Source organism: Vibrio sp. MED222 (assembly GCF_000153005.1).
GTDB lineage: Bacteria > Pseudomonadota > Gammaproteobacteria > Enterobacterales > Vibrionaceae > Vibrio > Vibrio tasmaniensis_A.
On record NZ_CH902611.1, the window covers coordinates 15,226 to 35,103 of the forward strand.

Below are 19,878 nucleotides of genomic sequence, written 5' to 3' on the forward strand. Positions count from 1 at the left end.
GCGAATTATTAAGTATGGCAACTGATCCAAGACAACTTTTGGTAACTTGTGCGCTTCCGTACGCTAACGGCTCTATTCACCTTGGCCATATGCTTGAGCATATCCAAGCTGATATCTGGGTTCGATACCAGCGTCTACGTGGCAACACTGTAAACTTCATCTGTGCTGACGATGCTCACGGCACGCCAATTATGCTTAAAGCTCAACAGATGGGTATCACGCCAGAAGAGATGATCGCTGCTGTTAGTGAAGAGCACCAAAAAGACTTCGCTGGCTTTGATATCAGCTTTGATAACTACCACAGCACACATAGCGAAGAGAACCGTGAACTGGCTTCTCACATCTATCTAGAACTTAAAAAGAACGGCTTCATTTCTAGCCGTACTATTTCTCAGCTTTTCGACCCTGAGAAAGAGATGTTCCTACCAGACCGCTTCGTAAAAGGTACTTGCCCTAAGTGTAAGTCAGAAGACCAGTATGGTGATAACTGTGATAACTGTGGTGAGACATACAGCCCAACTGAGCTAATTAACCCTAAATCAGCGGTTTCTGGCGCAACTCCAGTAATGAAAGATTCTGAGCACTTCTTCTTCGACCTACCTCAGTTCGAAAGCATGCTTAAAGAGTGGACTCGTTCTGGTTCTCTACAGAATGAAACTGCAAACAAAATGCAGGAATGGTTCGAGTCTGGCCTGCAACAGTGGGATATCTCACGTGATGCACCTTACTTCGGTTTCGAAATCCCAGGCGAGAAAAACAAATTTTTCTACGTTTGGCTAGACGCTCCTGTTGGCTACATGGCTTCTTTCAAGAACCTATGTGACAAGCGCGACGATCTCAACTTTGACGAATACTGGAAGAAAGACAGCACAACTGAGCTTTACCACTTCATCGGTAAAGACATCGTTTACTTCCACAGCCTATTCTGGCCTGCAATGCTAGAAGGCGCTGGTTTCCGTAAGCCAAACAACGTATTCGTACACGGCTACGTAACGGTGAACGGTGCGAAAATGTCTAAGTCGAAAGGCACATTCATCAAAGCAAGTACGTACTTAAATCACCTAGACCCTGAGTGTCTTCGCTACTACTACGCTGCTAAGCTAAACAGCCGTATCGATGACCTTGACCTTAACCTTGAAGACTTCACTCAACGTGTAAACGCTGACGTGGTAAACAAGATTGTTAACTTAGCGTCTCGTAACGCTGGCTTCATCACTAAGCGTTTCGAAGGCAAGCTTTCTGCTGAATTTGCAGAACCAGAGCTTTACAACGAATTCGTTGCTGCTGCAGAGCGTATCGGTCAGCTGTACGAAACTCGTGAGTTCAGCCGCGCTATCCGTGAAATTACTGCACTAGCTGATAAAGCTAACCAGTACATCGACGAAAAAGCACCTTGGGTTCTTGCAAAAGAAGAAGGTAAAGAGAAAGAGCTTCAAGAAGTTTCTTCTGTGGGTATTAACCTATTCCGCGTGCTAATGGCTTACCTGAAACCCGTTATGCCAGAGCTTGCGGCTCGCACTGAAGCTTTCCTAAACGAAGAGCTAACGTGGGAAGCGATTGCTACACCGCTAACTGATCACGAAATCACTAAGTTCAAAGCGCTGTTTAGCCGTATTGATCCGAAGAAAGTGGAAGCAATGATCGAGTCTTCTAAAGAAGATGCAGCCGCTGAAGCAGCAGCAAAAGAAAAAGCAGAAGCTGAAAAAGAGCAAGCAAGCCAAACTGAGCTAGACAAAGAGCCAATCGCAGACGAGATTGAATTCGATGCCTTTGCAGCAGTCGATATGCGTATTGCTCGTATTATCTCATGTGAAGAAGTACCAAAAGCGAACAAGCTACTGAAGTTCCAACTGGACATCGGTGGTGAAACTCGCCAAGTATTCTCTGGTATCAAGTCAGCGTACAAACCTGAAGAGTTAGAAGGCAAACTAACTGTCATGGTAGCAAACCTTAAACCTCGTAAGATGAAGTTTGGTATGTCTGAAGGCATGATCCTAGCTGCTGGTCCTGGTGGCAGTGACTTGTGGATCCTTGAACCACACGAAGGTGCTCAACCTGGCATGCGTGTAATGTAGCTCTGGCTTCAGTCAGATAACAAGCACTCATAGCGAAATCCCTAATGCACTTTTAACTTGAATGAGTTGATAAGCATTGGGGATTTTTTATATCTACCGAAAATAAGCGTTCTCTGTTAGAGTCGCCGTCAACTATGCTATGTAGAGTAGAAATTTGTTTGCCGACAATAACGGGCTAACCAACACCTCTTTACTCTTCAAACCCTTTTTAGGAATCCCCAGTGACTAACAACGAAATCTTGCGTCGTATTCAACACGCGCTAAACCTTAAAAATGCACAGATCATTAAAGCTATCGAGCAAGCTGATGTGACCGTTGCTCATGACCAAGTGATTAATTGGCTAAAAGACGACAACGACAAGTCATGCTCTAAGATGAAAGATAAAGAGTTAGCGGTATTCCTAAATGGTTTTATCAATCTTAAGCGTGGCAAAAAAGAAGGTGTTCAACCTAAACCTGAAGTAGCTCTGACTAACAACATGATTTTCATGAAGCTGCGTATTGCGTTGAACATGAAAGCAGAAGATGTATTAGATATATTAGAAGTGGTAGGCATCAGCCTAAGTAAGTACGAGATTGGTGCCTACTTCCGTAAGCCAGAGAACAAGAACTACAAAGTATGTGAAGACCAACTACTTTGCGATTTTCTAAATGGCGTGCAATTTACTAACCGTCCAGACTCAGAAGAGTTTGCAGGGTAAGTTACTGCCTATTGATACGTTCTCACCAACTATCAATAAATAAAAAGCGGCGAGATAATTTGATTATCTCGCCGCTTTTTCGTTTTCTTTACGTCGTTTACTCAATAAGTAAAACAACCGAACAGTAGTTTAATGAAAAGACTTAGCTGTCGTCTTCAGTAAAGTTTGTCGGTAACGTTGTCTTCATCTCGTTCCAAATCTGTGCGCTTGCGATACCGTAGTTACGAATCACAAGTGGCAAATTCTCACGCTCACCGCTTTCACAAATAACAAACAAGTTTTTGTAGAACTCCATGGCTAAACGACGAGCTTCTGGGTTAGAGAAGTAGTAGCTACCAACACGGTCGTACAATTTTCGAACACCATTAAAGATCAGGCCATAAATTTGGTTACCTGAATGGAATGCTAAACGTTGGAAAAGCATGTAATCGTAGAAGTTAAAAGTTTTAGCAATTAAGATCGTTTGACGCTTCGCTTCATCTTTTTCTACGTCTTCTTTCACCGATTGTTTGATCTTGTCAGCATATGGCGACGATTCTAAGAATTCATCCCAAGTAGGTGCCGCAAGTAAAGATTCACAAGATTCAATTACGTTAGTAATCGTACGCTCTGAAGCCTCTTTATTTGCTTTGAATGCATAACGCATAAAGATAGGGCTGATATTAGTACGAGCAGCAAGCAGGTCTTCTACCATTTTACTTGCGTTATCAACGTCCAACGTCATTAATGTATCAAGGATATGAAGACCTGACGTTTCCATAAACTGATTAACTTTAGTTGGCTTACCGTGTTGGATTGTCAACCAACCATCACGAGCAAGACGCTGAAGTACTTCACGAAGCGTAGTACGTGTAACACCAATCAGCTCAGAAAGCTCACGCTCTGCGGGCAAGATAGAACCTGGAGCGAAACGGCCATTCCAAATACTTTCAATGATATACTTTTCTGCAAATCCTGCCGGGCTCTTTGCCTTAATGACCATCTACACTTCAATCCAATTTAATTATTTTGTTCTAATTTACTCATCATACCACTAGTTAACACCCTGCGGAAATACCCCCAAAAAATTTTACGCACTCAAAACCCAAGTAGAGTTAAAACTCTAAAGTTCAGCACACGTTTGCACTCAAGGTTTGGATAGCAAGCGACTACAAATCATCATTTAAACAAACCATTAACACAACAAATTCTTTTTAAAATCAATGAGATTGGTCATATTTTTAAATCTATTAATTTGCAATGTTAAGTTGTAATAATCATATATAATCCGTCGTTATTCTGTAAATTTTAATCATTTCGCTGAAATATTGATTCTAGTCGGTTTTTATCACATTTTAAGTGGTATGCTTGCGCTACTTTGATCGCGTTTCTCAACAAAAAAGAGGTATTTTTAGTGCTACAGGGGTTTTCCTGTTGACTAAATGTTATCTAAGAGTAGAGTTGCGCTCAAAAATAAGCAGTGCTTGAGTTTCTAAGGGAGTGACTTGGCAAGACCACAGAACATTACATGGAATGTAGTTTTTCTAAGTCACTGTTAGTTATAGGTTTTAACTAAACCTACAGCTCGATTCTCAAAATGTTGTATTGCTTGTCTATTCATAATCAACATAAAAGAGTATTAACATGCCGATGTCTCTCGGAAACGCTTTTATCAAAAACTTCCTTGGTAAAGCTCCTGATTGGTATAAACTTGCCATCATTTCCTTTTTAATCATCAACCCGTTTGTTTTTTTCCTAGTTGACCCATTCGTTGCGGGCTGGCTATTAGTGGTTGAGTTTATTTTCACTCTAGCTATGGCTCTAAAGTGCTACCCTCTCCAACCCGGTGGCTTATTGGCAATTCAAGCCGTCGCCATTGGCATGACTAAACCAGAAATGGTTTATCATGAGCTACAAGCAAACCTACCAGTATTACTCTTACTAGTATTCATGGTTGCTGGCATCTACTTCATGAAAGAACTACTTCTGTTCATTTTTACGAAGATCCTGCTCGGTATCCAATCCAAAATTCTACTCTCTGTCGCTTTCTGTGTCGCCGCAGCATTCTTGTCTGCCTTCCTAGATGCGCTGACAGTAATCGCCGTAGTCATTAGCGTTGCAGTGGGCTTCTACTCTATCTACCACAAGGTTGCATCAGGTAAGGGCACAACGTCTGCGCACGATCATACTCATGATGAAGAGATCTCTGAGCTAACTCGTGATGACCTTGAAAACTACCGCGCATTCCTACGTTCACTACTTATGCACGCCGGTGTTGGTACTGCTCTGGGTGGTGTAATGACCATGGTAGGTGAACCACAAAACTTAGTAATTGCTAAGCAAGCGGGTTGGGAGTTCGGGGAATTTATTATCCGCATGCTGCCAGTTACACTGCCTGTTTTCTTCTGTGGTATTTTAACTTGTGCACTTGTCGAGAAATTCAAAGTGTTTGGCTACGGTGCAGAGCTGCCAAATAACGTTCGCCAAATCTTAGTTGAATTTGACAACAAAGAACGCGCAAATCGTACAAAACAAGATGTAGCTAAACTATGGGTTCAGAGTGCAATCGCAGTTTGGCTTATTGTTGGCCTTGCGCTTCACGTCGCTGAAGTCGGTTTGATTGGCCTTTCAGTGATCATCTTAGCTACAGCGTTTACAGGTGTAATTGAAGAGCACTCGATGGGTAAAGCTTTTGAAGAAGCACTGCCATTTACCGCACTTCTTGCCGTCTTTTTTGCGGTTGTTGCTGTAATCATCGACCAGGCTCTATTTAAGCCAGTAATCGATGCTGTACTTCACGTTGAAGATAAAGGCGCACAGCTCGCACTCTTCTACGTAGCCAATGGTATCTTGTCGATGGTTTCAGACAACGTATTCGTCGGTACGGTTTACATCAACGAAGTTAAAACAGCTCTGGTTGAAGGCGTCATCACTCGCGACCAATTTGATCTGCTTGCTGTTGCTATCAACACAGGTACCAACCTACCTTCTGTTGCTACGCCAAACGGCCAAGCTGCATTCCTATTCCTATTAACGTCAGCACTTGCTCCGTTAATTCGACTGTCTTACGGCCGCATGGTCATCATGGCTTTGCCATATACTCTCGTATTAGCACTTGTTGGCCTTGCCGGTATTGTGTTCTTCGTAGAACCGATGACAGCATGGTTCTATGATGCAGGTTGGATCATTCACCGTACGGGTGAAGTGGTAGCTCCAGTTATCTCCGGTGGCCACTAACCCGGATTTCTATCGCTAAACACAATAGGTGCATCTAACTAATCAAAAATATTAGTTGATTAGGAAACTTATCCAAGATAAAAAGCTCTGAGTAATCAGGGCTTTTTTATTTTATTGACAGGATTAAATTCGTGAACTTTTTTGCAATGCTCAAAGACTTCTCTAAGGGACGTTTATCTTGGCTTTTACTGCTGGCTTTTATTGTCTTTTTTGAAGCATGTGCTCTTTTCTTTCAGCACGTGATGATGCTTGGCCCTTGCGTAATGTGTATCTACGAGCGCGTTGCTATGCTCGCTATCGGCATCGCAGCAATGATTGGTGCTATTGCCCCGCATAATCCGATTTCACGTTGGCTAGGTCTACTTGGTTGGGGGTTAGGTGCGTATAAAGGGTTGATGCTTGCTTTAGAGCACGTTGACTACCAGTTTAACCCGTCTCCTTTCGCTACCTGTGACCTGTTCGTGACCTTCCCTAGCTGGGCACCTCTAAACCAATGGGCTCCGTGGATGTTTGAGGCCTACGGCGACTGCAGCAAGGTTGTATGGCAGTTCTTAGAACTTTCAATGCCTCAATGGCTAGTGATTATCTTCGCGGGTAACTTGGTTGCTTTCGGTTTTGTAGTGATTTCTCAATTCGTTAAATCGAAGAATGACTAACAATTAGCACATAATGTTCAGAAACGAAAAAGTCGACCACGAGGTCGACTTTTTTATTGCTTAAGCTTTTATCACTTAAAGAGAATCTAATGCTCATTCAAGCTTAATCTATCAACAAGTCTCGATTAGCTGTTTTTACCACAGCACTGTTTAAACTTTTTACCACTTTCACACGGGCAAACATCATTTCGGCCGATGCCCTTAAACGGATTCACACTTTGAGATTTATTTCCGAGCATCGCTTCATCCGCTGCTAGCGCAACTTCTGTCACCATCAAATCGACTTGCCCGACTAGATCATTCAAAGTTGGCGGGGTTTCTAATCCAGCTGCTTTCATTTGCTCGATTGTCTGTTCTTCATCAATCGCCAGCATGAATGTTGTTAACATTGCTTGTAGCATGCGTAATGTGCCATCTGCGATTGACGTTTCCTGCCACTGTTCTTCAATCGTCGGCCAGACCATCATAAAACCTTCAGAAAAATCGGCTAGCTGTTCAGCAAAATTATCTGCATCAAGCACTTCTGTAAGCAAATATTCACTTCGCTGAATGAGGTTATGTTGGCGATTAATTTGCTCGGTGACTTGAGGAACGAAGTCCTGACCAGTTTCAGGAATAGCTATAGGTAACCAAGCCTCTGGATCAAGAGGTTTAGTTGCAAGGTTAGATGCAAATATAGCACCTTCTACAAACTGGGCTGTTACGTCGTTAATTGAGTCAGGAAGACTCAATAATTGATACTTCATATTACTTCACTAGTCGGTCAATTCTGTTGTCTCCATTATACCCACAAGGCTAACAATTAGTAATTATTCGTATAGCTCTATGATTAATTACACCTACCAGTAGCCACGCAAACATTATCTTTAGTTCAATTCAGCAAACTAAACTTATTTCATTTTGAAAATTTAAGTTTGAAGTGTAAAAGAGTCACTGAAATATTTAGTTACATATAGAATACATTATGAAACAACACCAAAATGGTTTTACTTTGATAGAGCTGGTCTCTGTCGTCGTTATTTTAGGCATACTTGCCGTTACCGCAGCTCCTCGCTTTCTAAATTACCAACGCGATAGCCATGAAGCTATAGCTCAAGGTGCTTTTTCTTCTTTTCGAACTGCGGTTAACCTTTACCACTCACAGTGGCTTGTTGATGGAGAGCCTGATTTTAATCAAGATGTCGATTATGGTGAAGGCAGCGTTTATCCTTCATCGACTGGTTTTCCAATCGCTGTTGATCAACTACCGATTAATTCGGGGACTGCAATTAGAGGGAGTGACTGCGCAAGGCTTTGGCGGGCGCTCATGAATACTGACCTCACCGTTAGAGATCACGGTAGCTCAGTATTCCCTTCAGAAGAACCGATCGTTGCTTGGTATACATCAGATCCAAGCTGCTATTACTACTACACTGATGGTTACTCGCTAGGCGAAGATTTACCAAGGCTCAACTACTTCCCTCTAACCGGTGAAATAACTGTTACGTCAGATTCACCTAGCTCATAGTGACAAGCTTTTAACTTGCCCGTACAATCACGCGTCTTAATTTTCGATCCATTCAGTTTCGGTAAAGCAAATGCGAGTAATACTTGGCCCTATGGAGGGCGTTTTAGACCATCTAATGCGTGAAATTCTCACAGAGATCAATGATTACGATCTCTGTGTGACGGAATTTGTGCGCGTAGTTGATCAACTTCTTCCTCCGCATGTTTTTCACCGTATTTGCCCTGAATTGCATCAAGGCTCTCAAACCATGGCTGGTGTTCCAATCCATCTCCAGCTTCTAGGACAACACCCAAATTGGATGGCCGAGAATGCTTTTCAAGCTGCTAGTTTAGGCGCTAAAGGCATTGATCTTAATTTTGGTTGCCCTGCAAAAGCGGTAAACAAAAGTAATGGCGGTGCGTCACTGCTAAAAGAACCAGAACTCATCTATCAAGTGGTGAAGTCTTGTCGAGATGCGGTGCCAGCACACATTCCCGTATCTGCAAAAATTCGATTGGGTTGGGAGCACCCGGAAGAGTGCTTTGAAATTGTCGACGCTATCGAACAAGCAAAGGCAGACGAACTCACTGTGCATGCAAGAACCAAAGTTGGCGGCTATAAAGCCAGCGAAATTAAATGGGATTACATCAATCAAATAAGAGAAAAAACGTCTCTACCTTTGATTGCTAATGGGGAAATCTGGAACTATCAAGATGGTCAAGATTGCATAGAAGCCACTGGCGTCGATTCATTGATGGTTTGCCGTGGCGCTTTCAACATTCCAAATCTTGGCAACGTCGTTAAACACAACCACCCAAAAATGCCGTGGAATAAAGTCATCGAACTTTTGCTACGCTATTCAGAGTTTCAAATAAAAGGGGACAAAGGCATGTACTACCCCAATAGAGTGAAGCAGTGGTTTGTTTATCTAAGTAAAGGCTACCCTGAAGCGAACGAACTATTTAAAGAAATTCGTACTTTCAAGAAAGCGCCACCTATTGTAGAGCGCCTTCAGCGTTATCAAGAGGAACATCGCCAAACTGTGTGAGTTAGTTGCCCTTCTTCTCTAGCATAGAAGTTCAATAGCGTGGTTAAAATACGATACGGTCTTTACCTGTCGTCTTAGCCACGTACAACTTTTCATCCGCGTGTTTGAATATCTCTTCAAAGCTTAGGTTGTTATGCTCAGCTTCAGTAATGCAAACACCACCAGAGACAGTAAAACCATTAGGTACAATGTTAGCTGAGTTCGCACAGACAGCATTTTTAACACGCTCTAATGTCCTCATTAACGTTTCACGATCATCACCTTTTAGATAAACGACAAACTCTTCACCACCAAACCTTGCTGCGACATCACTACTTCGAATGCTATTACTTATCTGGCGGGACATGTAGCGAATAACATCATCCCCTTTGTCATGCCCAAAGGTATCATTAATCAACTTGAAATTATCAATGTCAAATACAGTCAAGGCGAATAACTGGTCATGCTCCACACTGCGCCAAAAAGCTTCCAGTCCCCTACGGTTTAGCAGCCCGGTCATCGGATCTTTAGCTGCCAGCTCTTTGAAGTAACCACGTTCAATATTGGAGTTAACGAAGAAAAAGAGCGTTACAGAGAATAGATATACGATGATAGCGACAATCAGGCTGTCTTTCTCGTAGACAAAAAAGTGCTCGACCTCTTTGGCAAAATCTAATTCGTAGTACATCGCGTGATGAGAGGTGACTCCTTCCAGTTGTATCGCGTGATAGAAAGTAGCGCTATCAACCGGATTAACCAAGGTGGTATCAATAATATCGATTCTACCGGCTAAGTGCTCATTCGAACTCGCAAGCAATTTACTGGCGTCAATCTCAACAGAAAGCATTCCTTGATGTATCCCCTTATGAAACACCGGAATCGTCATGCTTATCATACGGTCAAGAGAGTCAAATCGATACGCAGGACCCGTTAAAGTCAATTGTTCTGGATTGTTGGCGGTTCTTTGCCAATACGGGCGGCTTTTTATGGTCGAAAGTAGTTCTTTCCCTAGCTCTTTAGCAAAGTCTTCTGGCGAAGAGATCACATAACCACGAGTATCTATAAAGTGTACGCCGTTGTGATATTCATCAAGCTGGGACAAAAATGAAAGAATTGGCGCGAGAGCAATTTTCTCTGACGCACTTTTATAGCTATCACTGGTTTCATTGCAAAGGGATTCTTGACCAACCAACATATAGTCGATATCGACAGAGGGGATATCTGCGGTTTTTCCGTCAGCAAGAAGTAATACGTCGATAGGCCAAATACGGCAAATACCGTCAACCACCTGCTTATTGTGATCAAGGAAAAGAGGGTTTCCTGATTTGTAGTAATTAGAGAAGCTGTAATCTAGAGCGGTAACAATTTTGGTCGTTCGTTTAAACACTTCTTCAATACGCTGAAACTCACTGCTGATGTCTTTTTCAACCGCATCAAAATAATTTTTTCCTATCAGCCCAAGTAACATGGTCGCGATCACAGCGGGAAAGCCGAAGACAAAGGTAAGGCTAAAGTGCCTATTTACTTTCATAGAATGTGCTCTTAGCGCTCAGTTATTTTCATTAGTTCCATTAATATTATGACATTAATCGACAGCCCTCTCGATGTAAAATAATGTAAGTTGGTATTAACGTTGCACCTGAAGGGGAAATAACTACTTAAAAATGAATAAAATAGATCGCAGCTAATGGTTAGAGTCGACTAATGTTGTTCATTGTGATGGTTTAAATTCCTGTTAACAAAATGACTTATTGAGCATTGTTTTTTTGATGTCAATACTAATCAACGGCTGACTATAGCGCGATCAACCACAGACTTAGGTAGCGTCAAACCAAGCTCACGAGCGGCATCTAGGTTAACTACCAACTGAGAGCTTTGAGCCGTTTTAACACTCAACTTCCCTGGTTTTTGTCCGTTCAAAATAGCGGCCACATAATCAGCGGTCTGCACCCCGACGTCATAGTAATCTAGACCTAATCCAGCGATTGCTCCCTTGCCAACATAAGACGTTGCTCCTGCAACCACGGGTGTGCCAGCTTGGTTTGCAGCATTTATAAGTCCTTCGATACCGCTTGCCACCGTGTTATCAGTTAGTGCGTAGATAACATCAGATTTCTTAGCCACGGATGCTGTTTTTTCTTCTACATCATCGATGGTCAACGCTTTTTCAGTATGCAAAGTAAAGCCAAAGTCTCGTGTTGCCTGCTTTAACAGCCCTACTAAAGCAACAGCATTTGCCTCTGCTGGGTTATAAACCACACCGACTGAAACTGCATTGGGGAGTAGCTCTTTAATAAGAGATACATGTTGGGAAATAGGTGATAAGTCAGAAAGGCCCGTGACATTTCGTCCCGGCTGCTCCAATTGTTTAACAAGTCTTGCTCCGATAGGGTCTGTCACCGCGGTGAACACAATCGGGATCGTTCGAGTCGCTGAAACCAACGCTTGAGAGGTCGGTGTCGCGATGCCAACTAATACATGAGGGTTCTCACTAACTAACTCTCTGGCTATTTTTGCTGCCTGAGCGGGATTGCCACCAGCCATTTCATAAGAAAACTCTAAATTTTTACCCGGTTCGTAACCTTTTGCTCTCAATCCTTCAAGAAGCCCTAGACGCGTCGCATTCAGATCTGGATGGTCGACAACTTGTGAAACCGAAACTTTGGCAACGTTCGCCATTACATTGCTTGTCCATAGCAACAACAGACAACTTACGACCGCTGCCAATACCTTTTTTACAGAACTCATTATCGCTCCCTGAATCAAGCTCTACTCATTATTGCTCGCTCAAAGAGAACAACATCACTATTGATATTATTACCAGTAACTATTGATGACTTGAAGTTATATTTAACAAAAACACAACAAGGCTCGAAAAATGCGTGAAATAGCGAAAGGCAGAATTTGAAAAGTAAGAAACTACATGAGTAGTAAGAGAAAAAAGGAATGAGGGGGAGATGGGTGAATAAAAGCGAAGCGAAAATAATAAAAATCAAACCTGAGAACAAACCATCAATGATGAATAGTTGCTCTCAGACAAGAGGGAGAGTTGAAACTCATTAGAACCAACGTTCCATTGAGGATTTATCTAGCTGACGAAATGCGCGATTTAAAATGATCGCCAATTCTTTATAACGAGGGCGCGACTTCATTGGCTCTAACGCGAAACCCGTTTCAGTGATCTTCTCGTGAAGTTCGCGATACCATGAGACTAGCGCAGGTGGAAGTTGTGTGTTTGAGCGATTACCTAACCACCACATGCCTTGAAGCGGTAAGCTGATTGCAAACAAAGCCATGACCACTGCTTGTGGCATCGCTTGATAATTATTAAAGACCATTTGTGTAAGAACACTAATAGCAGCTATCGCTGGCATCACTTTCACGCCAAAACGCGTCGCTTTGATAATGCGCTGTTCAGGGAAGATCGAGTTTAACTCTTTGCGGACGGGCCAGAGATCCATGTACTTTTGGCCATCTTTTAAACTACTCGCTAAACCAACTCTATTGCTCATATGAGTCTCCCATTAAAAAAAAGTTGAAACCATCAACTAAAAACACAAAAATTTGACGAAAAATAATATTCTTTCAAATTTTTTTGTTATATTTGCACAATATCGCTATTATTTGCAGACCTCAATCTCATTGTTGCCCTTATTTACAATTTAAGCAACTTTGAGAAGACTTCTGCAAGGAATGCACAAGCCTCTTTTTGATAAAGAGTGCTTTCAATTTATACGGAAATTAACGTTTTTTTGACCAAGGTTAGTACGCAAGCCCATGTGCTTCGACTATTCTTGAGATTAATTTTCATCCTTAACTGATTTCGATCAGAAAAATAAACAGGTAGTCATTAATGTCTAAGCTAGTTTTAGTTTTAAACTGTGGTAGTTCTTCTCTTAAATTCGCTGTTGTTGATGCAGAATCAGGTGCAGAGCACCTAACTGGTCTTGCTGAGTGTCTAGGTCTTCCAGAAGCTCGTATGAAATGGAAACTTGATGGCAAGCATGAAGCACAACTAGGCGCGGGCGCAGCTCACGTAGAAGCACTATCTTTCATGGTAGAAACTATTCTTGCTTCTAAGCCTGAGCTTAAAGCTAACCTTGGCGCTATCGGTCACCGTATCGTACACGGCGGTGAGCAGTTCACTTCTTCTGCGCTTATCACTGATGAAGTTCTTAAGGGTATTCAAGACGCTGCGACTTTTGCACCTCTTCACAACCCTGCTCACCTTATCGGTATCGAAGCGGCTCAAAAGAACTTCCCTGGTCTACAAAACGTTGCTGTATTTGACACTGCGTTCCACCAAACAATGCCTTCTGAGTCTTACCTATACGCTCTACCGTACAACCTGTACAAAGAGCACGGCATCCGTCGTTACGGCATGCACGGTACTTCTCACCTATTCATCACTCGTGAAGTTGCAGGCCTACTAAACAAGCCAGTTGAAGAAGTTAACATCATCAACTGTCACCTAGGTAACGGCGCTTCTGTATGTGCAATCAAGAACGGTCAATCTGTAGATACTTCTATGGGTCTTACTCCTCTTGAAGGTCTTGTAATGGGTACACGTTGTGGTGACCTAGATCCTGCGATCATCTTCCACCTACACGACGCTCTTGGTTACTCTGTTGAAGAAATCAACAACATGCTAACTAAAGAATCTGGTCTTGCTGGTCTAACTGAAGTGACTTCTGACTGTCGTTTCGTTGAAGACAACTACGGCGAGAAAGAAGAAGCAACTCGTGCAATGGACGTGTTCTGTCACCGTCTAGCTAAGTACGTTGCTGGTTACACTGCAACTCTAGAAGGTCGTCTAGACGCAATCACTTTCACTGGCGGCATCGGCGAGAACTCTGGCCCAATCCGTGAAATGGTTCTTAACCGCCTAGGCATCTTCGGCATCGAAGTTGACGGTGAAGCTAACCTTAAAGCTCGTTTCGGCGGCGAAGGTACTATCACTACAGCTAACAGCCGTATCCCTGCAATGGTTATCTCGACTAACGAAGAGCTAGTAATTGCTGAAGACACTGCGAAACTAGCAGGTCTTTAATTGATTTTCCTGACTAGCTTCACTCGAAGCTAGTCAGTTTTTCATATCAAGAAAATGGGGCTCAACTTCTATTCCTACCCCAATATGTTTATCGGTGGGAATAGCGGTTGAGCTTTTTTATTTCCAATAGTCAAAGGTGTTCGTCAATGTCACGTACTATTATGCTTATCCCTACAAGCGCTGGTGTTGGTCTTACTAGTGTTAGCATGGGTGTTCTTCGCGCTATGGAGCGTAAGGGCGTAAGTGTTTCTTTCTACAAGCCAATCGCTCAACCTCGTAGCGGTGGTAACCAGCCAGATTTAACCTCTACTATCATCAGCGCGAATAGCGACATTAAGATTGGTGAGCCAATCGCAATGACAAAAGCTGAAGCTTTGATCGGTAGTGAAAAAACGGATGAGCTTCTTGAATCTGTTGTTGAGCAATACAACAAAATCAACAAAGACGCTGAAGTAACGCTAATCGAAGGCCTAGTCCCTACTCGTAAGCACCCGTTTGCAAACCAAGTGAACGCAGAAATCGCAAAAACGCTTGGCGCAGAGATCGTATTCGTTGCGACTCCTGGTACTGACAACCCTACGCAACTTAAAGAGCGTATCGAAGTAGCATGTTCTAACTTCGGCGGTACTAAGAACAAGAATATCAAAGGCGTAATCATCAACAAGCTTAACGCTCCTGTTGATGAAGCTGGTCGTACTCGCCCTGACCTATCTGAAATCTTTGATGATGCAGACAGCGCTCAGCAAGCGAACCTTGAAGTAATGCAAATCTTCAACTCTAGTCCTATCCGTGTTCTTGGCTGTGTGCCATGGAGCATCGACCTAATCGCAACTCGTGCGGTTGATATGGCTAAGCACCTTAACGCTGAAATCGTTAACGAAGGTGAAATCTCAACTCGTCGTATTAAGAGCATCACTTTCTGTGCACGTTCTCTACCGCACATGATTGAGCACTTCAAGCCAGGTTCACTGCTAGTAACTTCTGCAGACCGTCCTGACGTTATCGTTGCTGCGGCTCTTGCTGCGAAAAACGGTGTTGAGATTGGCGCAATCCTACTGACTGGCGGTTACGACATTCCAGAAAGTATTGCTAACCTTTGTGCACCAGCATTCGCTTCAGGTCTACCGATCTTCAAAGCTCAAGGTAACACTTGGCAGACGTCTCTAAACCTACAGAGCTTCAACCTAGAAGTTCCTGCAGACGATAAAGAGCGTATCGAGTTCGTTAACGATCACGTTGCAAGCCACATTGATGGCCCTTGGATTGATTCTCTATCTGAAGGTACTCAAGGCATCCGTCGTCTAAGCCCACCAGCATTCCGTTACCAGCTAACTGAATTTGCTCGTAAAGCGGCTAAGCGCATCGTTCTTCCTGAAGGTGACGAGCCACGTACAGTTAAAGCTGCGGCTATCTGTGCAGAGCGCGGTATCGCAACGTGTGTACTTCTAGGTAACCCTGAAGAAATCCGTCGCGTTGCAGCACAGCAAGGTGTTGAGCTTGGCGCTGGCGTTGAGATCATCGATTCTGCATCAGTTCGCGAAAACTACGTAGCTCGTCTAGTAGAACTTCGTGGCGCTAAAGGTATGACTGAAGTTGTTGCTCGTGAGAAGCTAGAAGACTCAGTATTCCTAGGTACTATGATGCTTGAAGCTGGCGAAGTTGACGGCCTAGTTTCTGGTGCTGTTCACACAACGGCGAACACTATCGTTCCTCCGTTCCAGATCATCAAGACTGCTCCTGATGCTTCTATCGTATCTTCAATCTTCTTCATGCTTCTGCCTGATCAAGTTCTTGTATACGGTGACTGTGCGATCAACCCAGATCCAACAGCTGAACAGCTTGCTGAAATCGCTATCCAATCTGCAGATTCTGCTGCGGCATTCGGTATCGACCCACGCGTTGCTATGATCTCTTACTCTACTGGTGAATCTGGTAAAGGTGCAGACGTAGATAAAGTGCGTGAAGCAACCAAACTTGCTCAAGCGAAACGTCCTGATCTTGTGATCGACGGTCCTCTTCAGTACGACGCTGCAATCATGGAAAACGTAGCCGCTTCTAAAGCGCCTAACTCTCCAGTTGCAGGTAAAGCGACAGTATTCGTATTCCCAGACCTAAACACGGGTAACACGACTTACAAAGCGGTACAGCGTTCAGCAGATCTAGTGTCTATCGGTCCAATGCTTCAAGGTATGCGCAAGCCAGTAAATGACTTGTCTCGTGGCGCTCTAGTAGACGACATCGTTTACACAGTGGCTCTAACGGCTATCCAAGCAGACCAAGCAGCTCAAGCTGAAGAAAAAGTAATTAACTAATTTTTCTTTTGTAGAAAGCAAAAAACCCTAGATTCTTATCTAGGGTTTTTTTATATCTAACGCTTAAGGTTACTTGATGCTCTTAAGATTAATCTAACCTCGCCCATGGACTGATTCTAAGTCTAGCGCAGGTCCTTTCGGCACAACTTGGGTTGGGTTTATACCTGTATGGCTGTAATAATAGTGGCGCTTGATGTGATAAAAATCGGTCGTCTCTTTAATGCCTTCGACCTGGTAGAGCTCTTTTAAGTAGCCCTGAATATGGACGTAGTCTGAAATTCGCTGCTTATTACACTTAAAGTGCCCAACATAAACGGCATCAAATCGAACCAGAGTGGTAAACAAGCGCCAATCCGCTTCTGTAATCTCGTTACCCGCTAAATAGCGATGTTCGCTAAGGTGAGCGTCTACTTTGTCTAAGGCTTCAAATAACGCATCATACGCTTCTTCGTAGGCTTCTTGTGTCGTTGCAAAGCCCGTTCGGTACACACCGTTGTTAATGTTTGGGTAGATATAGTCATTCCACTCATCAATCTTCTTTGCCAGTTCCCACGGATAGTAATCATCGGTGTTGCCTGTCAGTTCATTAAACTCTGAGTTAAACATACGGATAATCTCAGACGACTCGTTACTCACAATGGTGTTAGTCTTTTTATCCCACAACACAGGCACCGTCACTCTACCCGAGTAGTCAGGTTTGGCTTGAGTGTAGATTTGATGCATGCGCGTATGGCCGAACAGAGGTTCAGGTAACCCCATTTGCCAACCATCACTCATCATGTCTGGGCAAACAACCGTCACGTCAATGTGATCGGTTAGGTCTTTAAGCTCTCGGAAGATAAGGGTGCGGTGCGCCCAAGGGCAAGCCAATGATACGTACAAGTGATAACGGCCGCTTTCAGGCTGAAACTGCGCGGACGCTTTATTCTCTACCCAGTGACGAAAGCCTGCATCTTCACGAACAAACTTGCCACCGCTTTCTTTGGTGTCGTACCACACATCGTGCCAAACACCTTCAACTAACTTGCCCATATCCAAACCTCTGTCATCCAAAATTTTTTATACCAATCACAGTAAGTAAATGTTCAGAAATAGCGCAGAGAAAAGGCTTGAGAACAAGGAAGAATTTTTCTGTTAGTAGTTATTCTACAATCAAAAATTCTAACGCCGTTATCGAGCGTTTTAACAAGCTAGGATGAGCAGTTATTTACTACGATTGGTATTAGTATAAAAAAAGCCAACTTTTTCTAAACTAGAAGAAGTTGGCTTAGTTGTTCAAATTATTTGATGAAGCTTATTTAATATGGAACTTTAGACACAAAAAAAGCGCGACTCTAATAACTAGTCGCGCTTAAGCCTGTCACAGGCTGAACCGTTTTAAATAGGCTCTAGACTTGTACGTGCAAGCAAGATACTGCGTGAACGTCATCGCCTTGAATAGTTGGCTTAGTTTGCGCACAAGCCTCTGTTGCTTGTGGGCAACGTGTACGGAACACACAACCTGACGGTGGATTGATTGGTGAAGGTAAATCGCCTTCCAACATCTGAATCGTTTTGTTGCGCTCTAGACGAGGATCTGGAATCGGAACTGCAGACATCAACGCTTTGGTGTACGGGTGCTTAGGGTCAGAGAACAAGGCGTCTGATTCACCAAGCTCTACCGCGTTACCTAGGTACATCACCAAGACACGGTCAGAGATGTGTTTAACCACTGACAAATCGTGCGCGATGAATACCAAAGACAAACCTAACTCTTTTTGTAGCTCCTTAAGAAGGTTAACTACTTGAGCTTGGATAGATACATCCAGTGCAGAAACAGGTTCATCACAGATGATCATCTTAGGTTTCAAGATAAGCGCACGTGCAATACCAATACGCTGACACTGACCACCAGAGAATTCATGTGGGTAACGGTTGATTACGTTTGGTAATAGGCCAACCTTTGCCATCATCTCTTTAACTCTGTCCTTTACTTCTTGTTTAGAAAGTTCAGGGAAGAAAGTCTCTAGAGGCTCAGCAATGATATCGCCTACTGACATACGTGGGTTAAGCGACGCTAGCGGGTCTTGGAAGATCATCTGAATCTCTTTACGAGTCTCACGACGCTTCACTTCCTGCATCTTAGTTAGGTCTTGACCTAACCACATCACTTGCCCTTCAGTCGCTTCAACCAAACCGATAATTGCGCGTGCAAAAGTCGACTTACCACAACCAGACTCACCTACCACACCTAGCGTTTCGCCTTCGTAAAGATGAACATCAACACCATCGACTGCTTTAAGGTTTGATGGTTTCGCCCAAGGCCAAGCAGACTTAGCCGCAATGCTAAAGTGAACTTTTAGGTCTTTAATATCTAATAGTAATTCTTTACTCATTTTGTCCAAGTCTCCCAGTCTGAAAAACAAGCACGCTGACGGTCTTTAGCAAATGGCTGCAAAATCGGTGCTTCTTGCTTACAACGGTCCATTACACGGTGACAACGGTCTTGGTAAGGACAACCTGTTGGTAGGCGAAGTAAGTTAGGTGGGTTACCTGGAATCGTCGGTAGAATTTCACCTTCGGTATCCAAACGAGGAATTGCTTTAAGCAGGCCTTCCGCATAAGGGTGGCTTGGCTCGTAGAAGATTTCATCAACCGTGCCATATTCCATTGTACGACCTGCGTACATCACCAGTACTTTGTCACATGAGCCAGCAACAACACCCAAATCATGGGTGATCATGATGATTGCCGTATTGAACTCATCTTTAAGTTCGTTCAGCAATTCCATAATTTGCGCTTGAATGGTTACATCCAGTGCCGTTGTTGGTTCATCAGCGATAAGCAATTTAGGGCGACACAGCAGTGCCATTGCGATCATCACACGCTGACGCATACCGCCCGAAAACTCGTGCGGGTACATAGTGATGCGCTTGCGTGCTTCAGGGATTTTCACCGCTTCCAGCATACGAACTGATTCTTCGAACGCTTCTGCTTTACCCATGCCTTTATGCAGCATCAGTACTTCCATCAGCTGATCACATACTTTCATGTAAGGATTCAGTGACGTCATTGGATCTTGGAAGATCATCGCGATCTGTTCAGCACGTACTTTGTTCAGCTCTTTTTCAGGCAGGTTAAGAATTTCATTGCCTTCAAACTTTGCGCTACCTGAGATGATGCCGTTCTTAGCCAGCAGCCCCATCAGTGCAAATACCGTTTGTGATTTACCTGAACCCGACTCACCAACAATACCCAGCGTTTCGCCTTGGTTAAGTGAGAAGTTCAAGTCGTTTACTGCGGTTACGATACCATCTTGCGTGGTAAATTCGACGCGCAGATCTTTGACATCTAATAAGCTCATCATTGCTTCCTT

Annotated in this window: 16 protein-coding genes; 8 read left to right on the forward strand and 8 right to left on the reverse strand. The window is 43.4% G+C overall.

Going from position 1 to position 19,878, the window contains the following annotated elements:
- The first annotated feature begins 14 nt into the window (after positions 1 to 14).
- Together metG and MED222_RS03050 are read left to right on the forward strand one after the other, a co-directional pair.
- The gene (gene metG / locus MED222_RS03055; protein WP_009848620.1) at positions 15 to 2,075 is read left to right on the forward strand and encodes a methionine--tRNA ligase; all 2,061 of its coding nucleotides are present in this window, start codon (positions 15 to 17) and stop codon (positions 2,073 to 2,075) included.
- Positions 2,076 to 2,296: 221 nt separating this feature from the next.
- Positions 2,297 to 2,776: a DUF1456 family protein gene (locus MED222_RS03050; RefSeq protein WP_009848621.1), complete on the forward strand. Its 480-nt coding sequence runs from the start codon at positions 2,297 to 2,299 to the stop codon at positions 2,774 to 2,776.
- A gap of 142 nt (positions 2,777 to 2,918) precedes the next feature.
- Here the strand turns inward: MED222_RS03050 and fadR are convergent, their stop codons facing one another.
- Entirely contained in the window at positions 2,919 to 3,758 is an 840-nt protein-coding gene (fadR, locus tag MED222_RS03045; protein WP_009848622.1) for a fatty acid metabolism transcriptional regulator FadR, read from the reverse strand.
- Between the two features lie 641 nt (positions 3,759 to 4,399).
- Between fadR and nhaB the strand changes: the two genes are divergently transcribed.
- Entirely contained in the window at positions 4,400 to 5,992 is a 1,593-nt protein-coding gene (gene nhaB / locus MED222_RS03040; RefSeq protein WP_009848623.1) for a Na(+)/H(+) antiporter NhaB, read from the forward strand.
- Between the two features lie 131 nt (positions 5,993 to 6,123).
- Positions 6,124 to 6,648: a disulfide bond formation protein DsbB gene (gene dsbB, locus MED222_RS03035; RefSeq protein ID WP_009848624.1), complete on the forward strand. Its 525-nt coding sequence runs from the start codon at positions 6,124 to 6,126 to the stop codon at positions 6,646 to 6,648.
- 125 nt (positions 6,649 to 6,773) lie between these two features.
- Here the strand turns inward: dsbB and MED222_RS03030 are convergent, their stop codons facing one another.
- Complete coding sequence (locus MED222_RS03030; RefSeq protein WP_009848625.1) at positions 6,774 to 7,394, reverse strand: YecA/YgfB family protein; 621 nt, start codon at positions 7,392 to 7,394, stop codon at positions 6,774 to 6,776.
- Positions 7,395 to 7,612: 218 nt separating this feature from the next.
- Between MED222_RS03030 and MED222_RS03025 the strand changes: the two genes are divergently transcribed.
- Positions 7,613 to 8,155, forward strand: a complete 543-nt coding sequence (locus MED222_RS03025) for a prepilin-type N-terminal cleavage/methylation domain-containing protein (protein WP_009848626.1) — start codon at positions 7,613 to 7,615, stop codon at positions 8,153 to 8,155.
- Positions 8,156 to 8,225: 70 nt separating this feature from the next.
- A complete protein-coding gene (dusC, locus tag MED222_RS03020; RefSeq protein ID WP_017099046.1) occupies positions 8,226 to 9,182 on the forward strand; it encodes a tRNA dihydrouridine(16) synthase DusC in 957 nt (318 codons plus the stop codon).
- A gap of 43 nt (positions 9,183 to 9,225) precedes the next feature.
- On the opposite strand, the gene MED222_RS03015 is transcribed toward dusC, so the two are convergent.
- From MED222_RS03015 to yfbV, 3 genes are all read right to left on the reverse strand, one after another.
- On the reverse strand, positions 9,226 to 10,692 hold the full coding sequence (locus MED222_RS03015) for a GGDEF domain-containing protein (RefSeq protein ID WP_009848628.1): 1,467 nt from the start codon (positions 10,690 to 10,692) through the stop codon (positions 9,226 to 9,228).
- A 251-nt stretch (positions 10,693 to 10,943) separates the two neighbouring features.
- On the reverse strand, positions 10,944 to 11,909 hold the full coding sequence (locus MED222_RS03010) for an ABC transporter substrate-binding protein (protein ID WP_009848629.1): 966 nt from the start codon (positions 11,907 to 11,909) through the stop codon (positions 10,944 to 10,946).
- A 311-nt stretch (positions 11,910 to 12,220) separates the two neighbouring features.
- Positions 12,221 to 12,673, reverse strand: a complete 453-nt coding sequence (gene yfbV, locus MED222_RS03005; RefSeq protein ID WP_009848630.1) for a terminus macrodomain insulation protein YfbV — start codon at positions 12,671 to 12,673, stop codon at positions 12,221 to 12,223.
- Positions 12,674 to 13,014: 341 nt separating this feature from the next.
- Between yfbV and MED222_RS03000 the strand changes: the two genes are divergently transcribed.
- A complete protein-coding gene (locus tag MED222_RS03000) occupies positions 13,015 to 14,211 on the forward strand; it encodes an acetate kinase (RefSeq protein WP_009848631.1) in 1,197 nt (398 codons plus the stop codon).
- Between the two features lie 146 nt (positions 14,212 to 14,357).
- Entirely contained in the window at positions 14,358 to 16,523 is a 2,166-nt protein-coding gene (pta, locus tag MED222_RS02995; protein ID WP_009848632.1) for a phosphate acetyltransferase, read from the forward strand.
- A gap of 93 nt (positions 16,524 to 16,616) precedes the next feature.
- On the opposite strand, the gene MED222_RS02990 is transcribed toward pta, so the two are convergent.
- The 3 genes from MED222_RS02990 to MED222_RS02980 form a co-directional block, all read right to left on the reverse strand.
- Positions 16,617 to 17,555, reverse strand: coding sequence for a glutathione S-transferase family protein (locus tag MED222_RS02990; RefSeq protein ID WP_009848633.1), 939 nt, complete (start codon positions 17,553 to 17,555; stop codon positions 16,617 to 16,619).
- A gap of 356 nt (positions 17,556 to 17,911) precedes the next feature.
- Complete coding sequence (gene oppF, locus MED222_RS02985; protein ID WP_009848634.1) at positions 17,912 to 18,898, reverse strand: murein tripeptide/oligopeptide ABC transporter ATP binding protein OppF; 987 nt, start codon at positions 18,896 to 18,898, stop codon at positions 17,912 to 17,914.
- The gene (locus MED222_RS02980) at positions 18,895 to 19,866 is read right to left on the reverse strand and encodes an ABC transporter ATP-binding protein (RefSeq protein ID WP_009848635.1); all 972 of its coding nucleotides are present in this window, start codon (positions 19,864 to 19,866) and stop codon (positions 18,895 to 18,897) included. Before MED222_RS02980 ends, oppF begins: the two co-directional genes overlap by 4 nt.
- Positions 19,867 to 19,878: the final 12 nt, after the last annotated feature.

Excerpts from the sequence above, each read along its gene's own strand:
- yfbV (WP_009848630.1), bottom strand. The coding sequence starts at position 12,673 with ATGAGCAATAGAGTTGGTTTAGCGAGTAGTTTAAAAGATGGCCAAAAG.
- MED222_RS03025 (WP_009848626.1), top strand. The coding sequence starts at position 7,613 with ATGAAACAACACCAAAATGGTTTTACTTTGATAGAGCTGGTCTCTGTC.
- MED222_RS03010 (WP_009848629.1), bottom strand. The coding sequence starts at position 11,909 with ATGAGTTCTGTAAAAAAGGTATTGGCAGCGGTCGTAAGTTGTCTGTTG.
- dusC (WP_017099046.1), top strand. The coding sequence starts at position 8,226 with ATGCGAGTAATACTTGGCCCTATGGAGGGCGTTTTAGACCATCTAATG.
- fadR (WP_009848622.1), bottom strand. The coding sequence starts at position 3,758 with ATGGTCATTAAGGCAAAGAGCCCGGCAGGATTTGCAGAAAAGTATATC.
- MED222_RS03015 (WP_009848628.1), bottom strand. The coding sequence starts at position 10,692 with ATGAAAGTAAATAGGCACTTTAGCCTTACCTTTGTCTTCGGCTTTCCC.
- oppF (WP_009848634.1), bottom strand. The coding sequence starts at position 18,898 with ATGAGTAAAGAATTACTATTAGATATTAAAGACCTAAAAGTTCACTTT.
- pta (WP_009848632.1), top strand. The coding sequence starts at position 14,358 with ATGTCACGTACTATTATGCTTATCCCTACAAGCGCTGGTGTTGGTCTT.
- metG (WP_009848620.1), top strand. The coding sequence starts at position 15 with ATGGCAACTGATCCAAGACAACTTTTGGTAACTTGTGCGCTTCCGTAC.
- MED222_RS03030 (WP_009848625.1), bottom strand. The coding sequence starts at position 7,394 with ATGAAGTATCAATTATTGAGTCTTCCTGACTCAATTAACGACGTAACA.
- MED222_RS02980 (WP_009848635.1), bottom strand. The coding sequence starts at position 19,866 with ATGAGCTTATTAGATGTCAAAGATCTGCGCGTCGAATTTACCACGCAA.
- MED222_RS02990 (WP_009848633.1), bottom strand. The coding sequence starts at position 17,555 with ATGGGCAAGTTAGTTGAAGGTGTTTGGCACGATGTGTGGTACGACACC.
- MED222_RS03000 (WP_009848631.1), top strand. The coding sequence starts at position 13,015 with ATGTCTAAGCTAGTTTTAGTTTTAAACTGTGGTAGTTCTTCTCTTAAA.
- nhaB (WP_009848623.1), top strand. The coding sequence starts at position 4,400 with ATGCCGATGTCTCTCGGAAACGCTTTTATCAAAAACTTCCTTGGTAAA.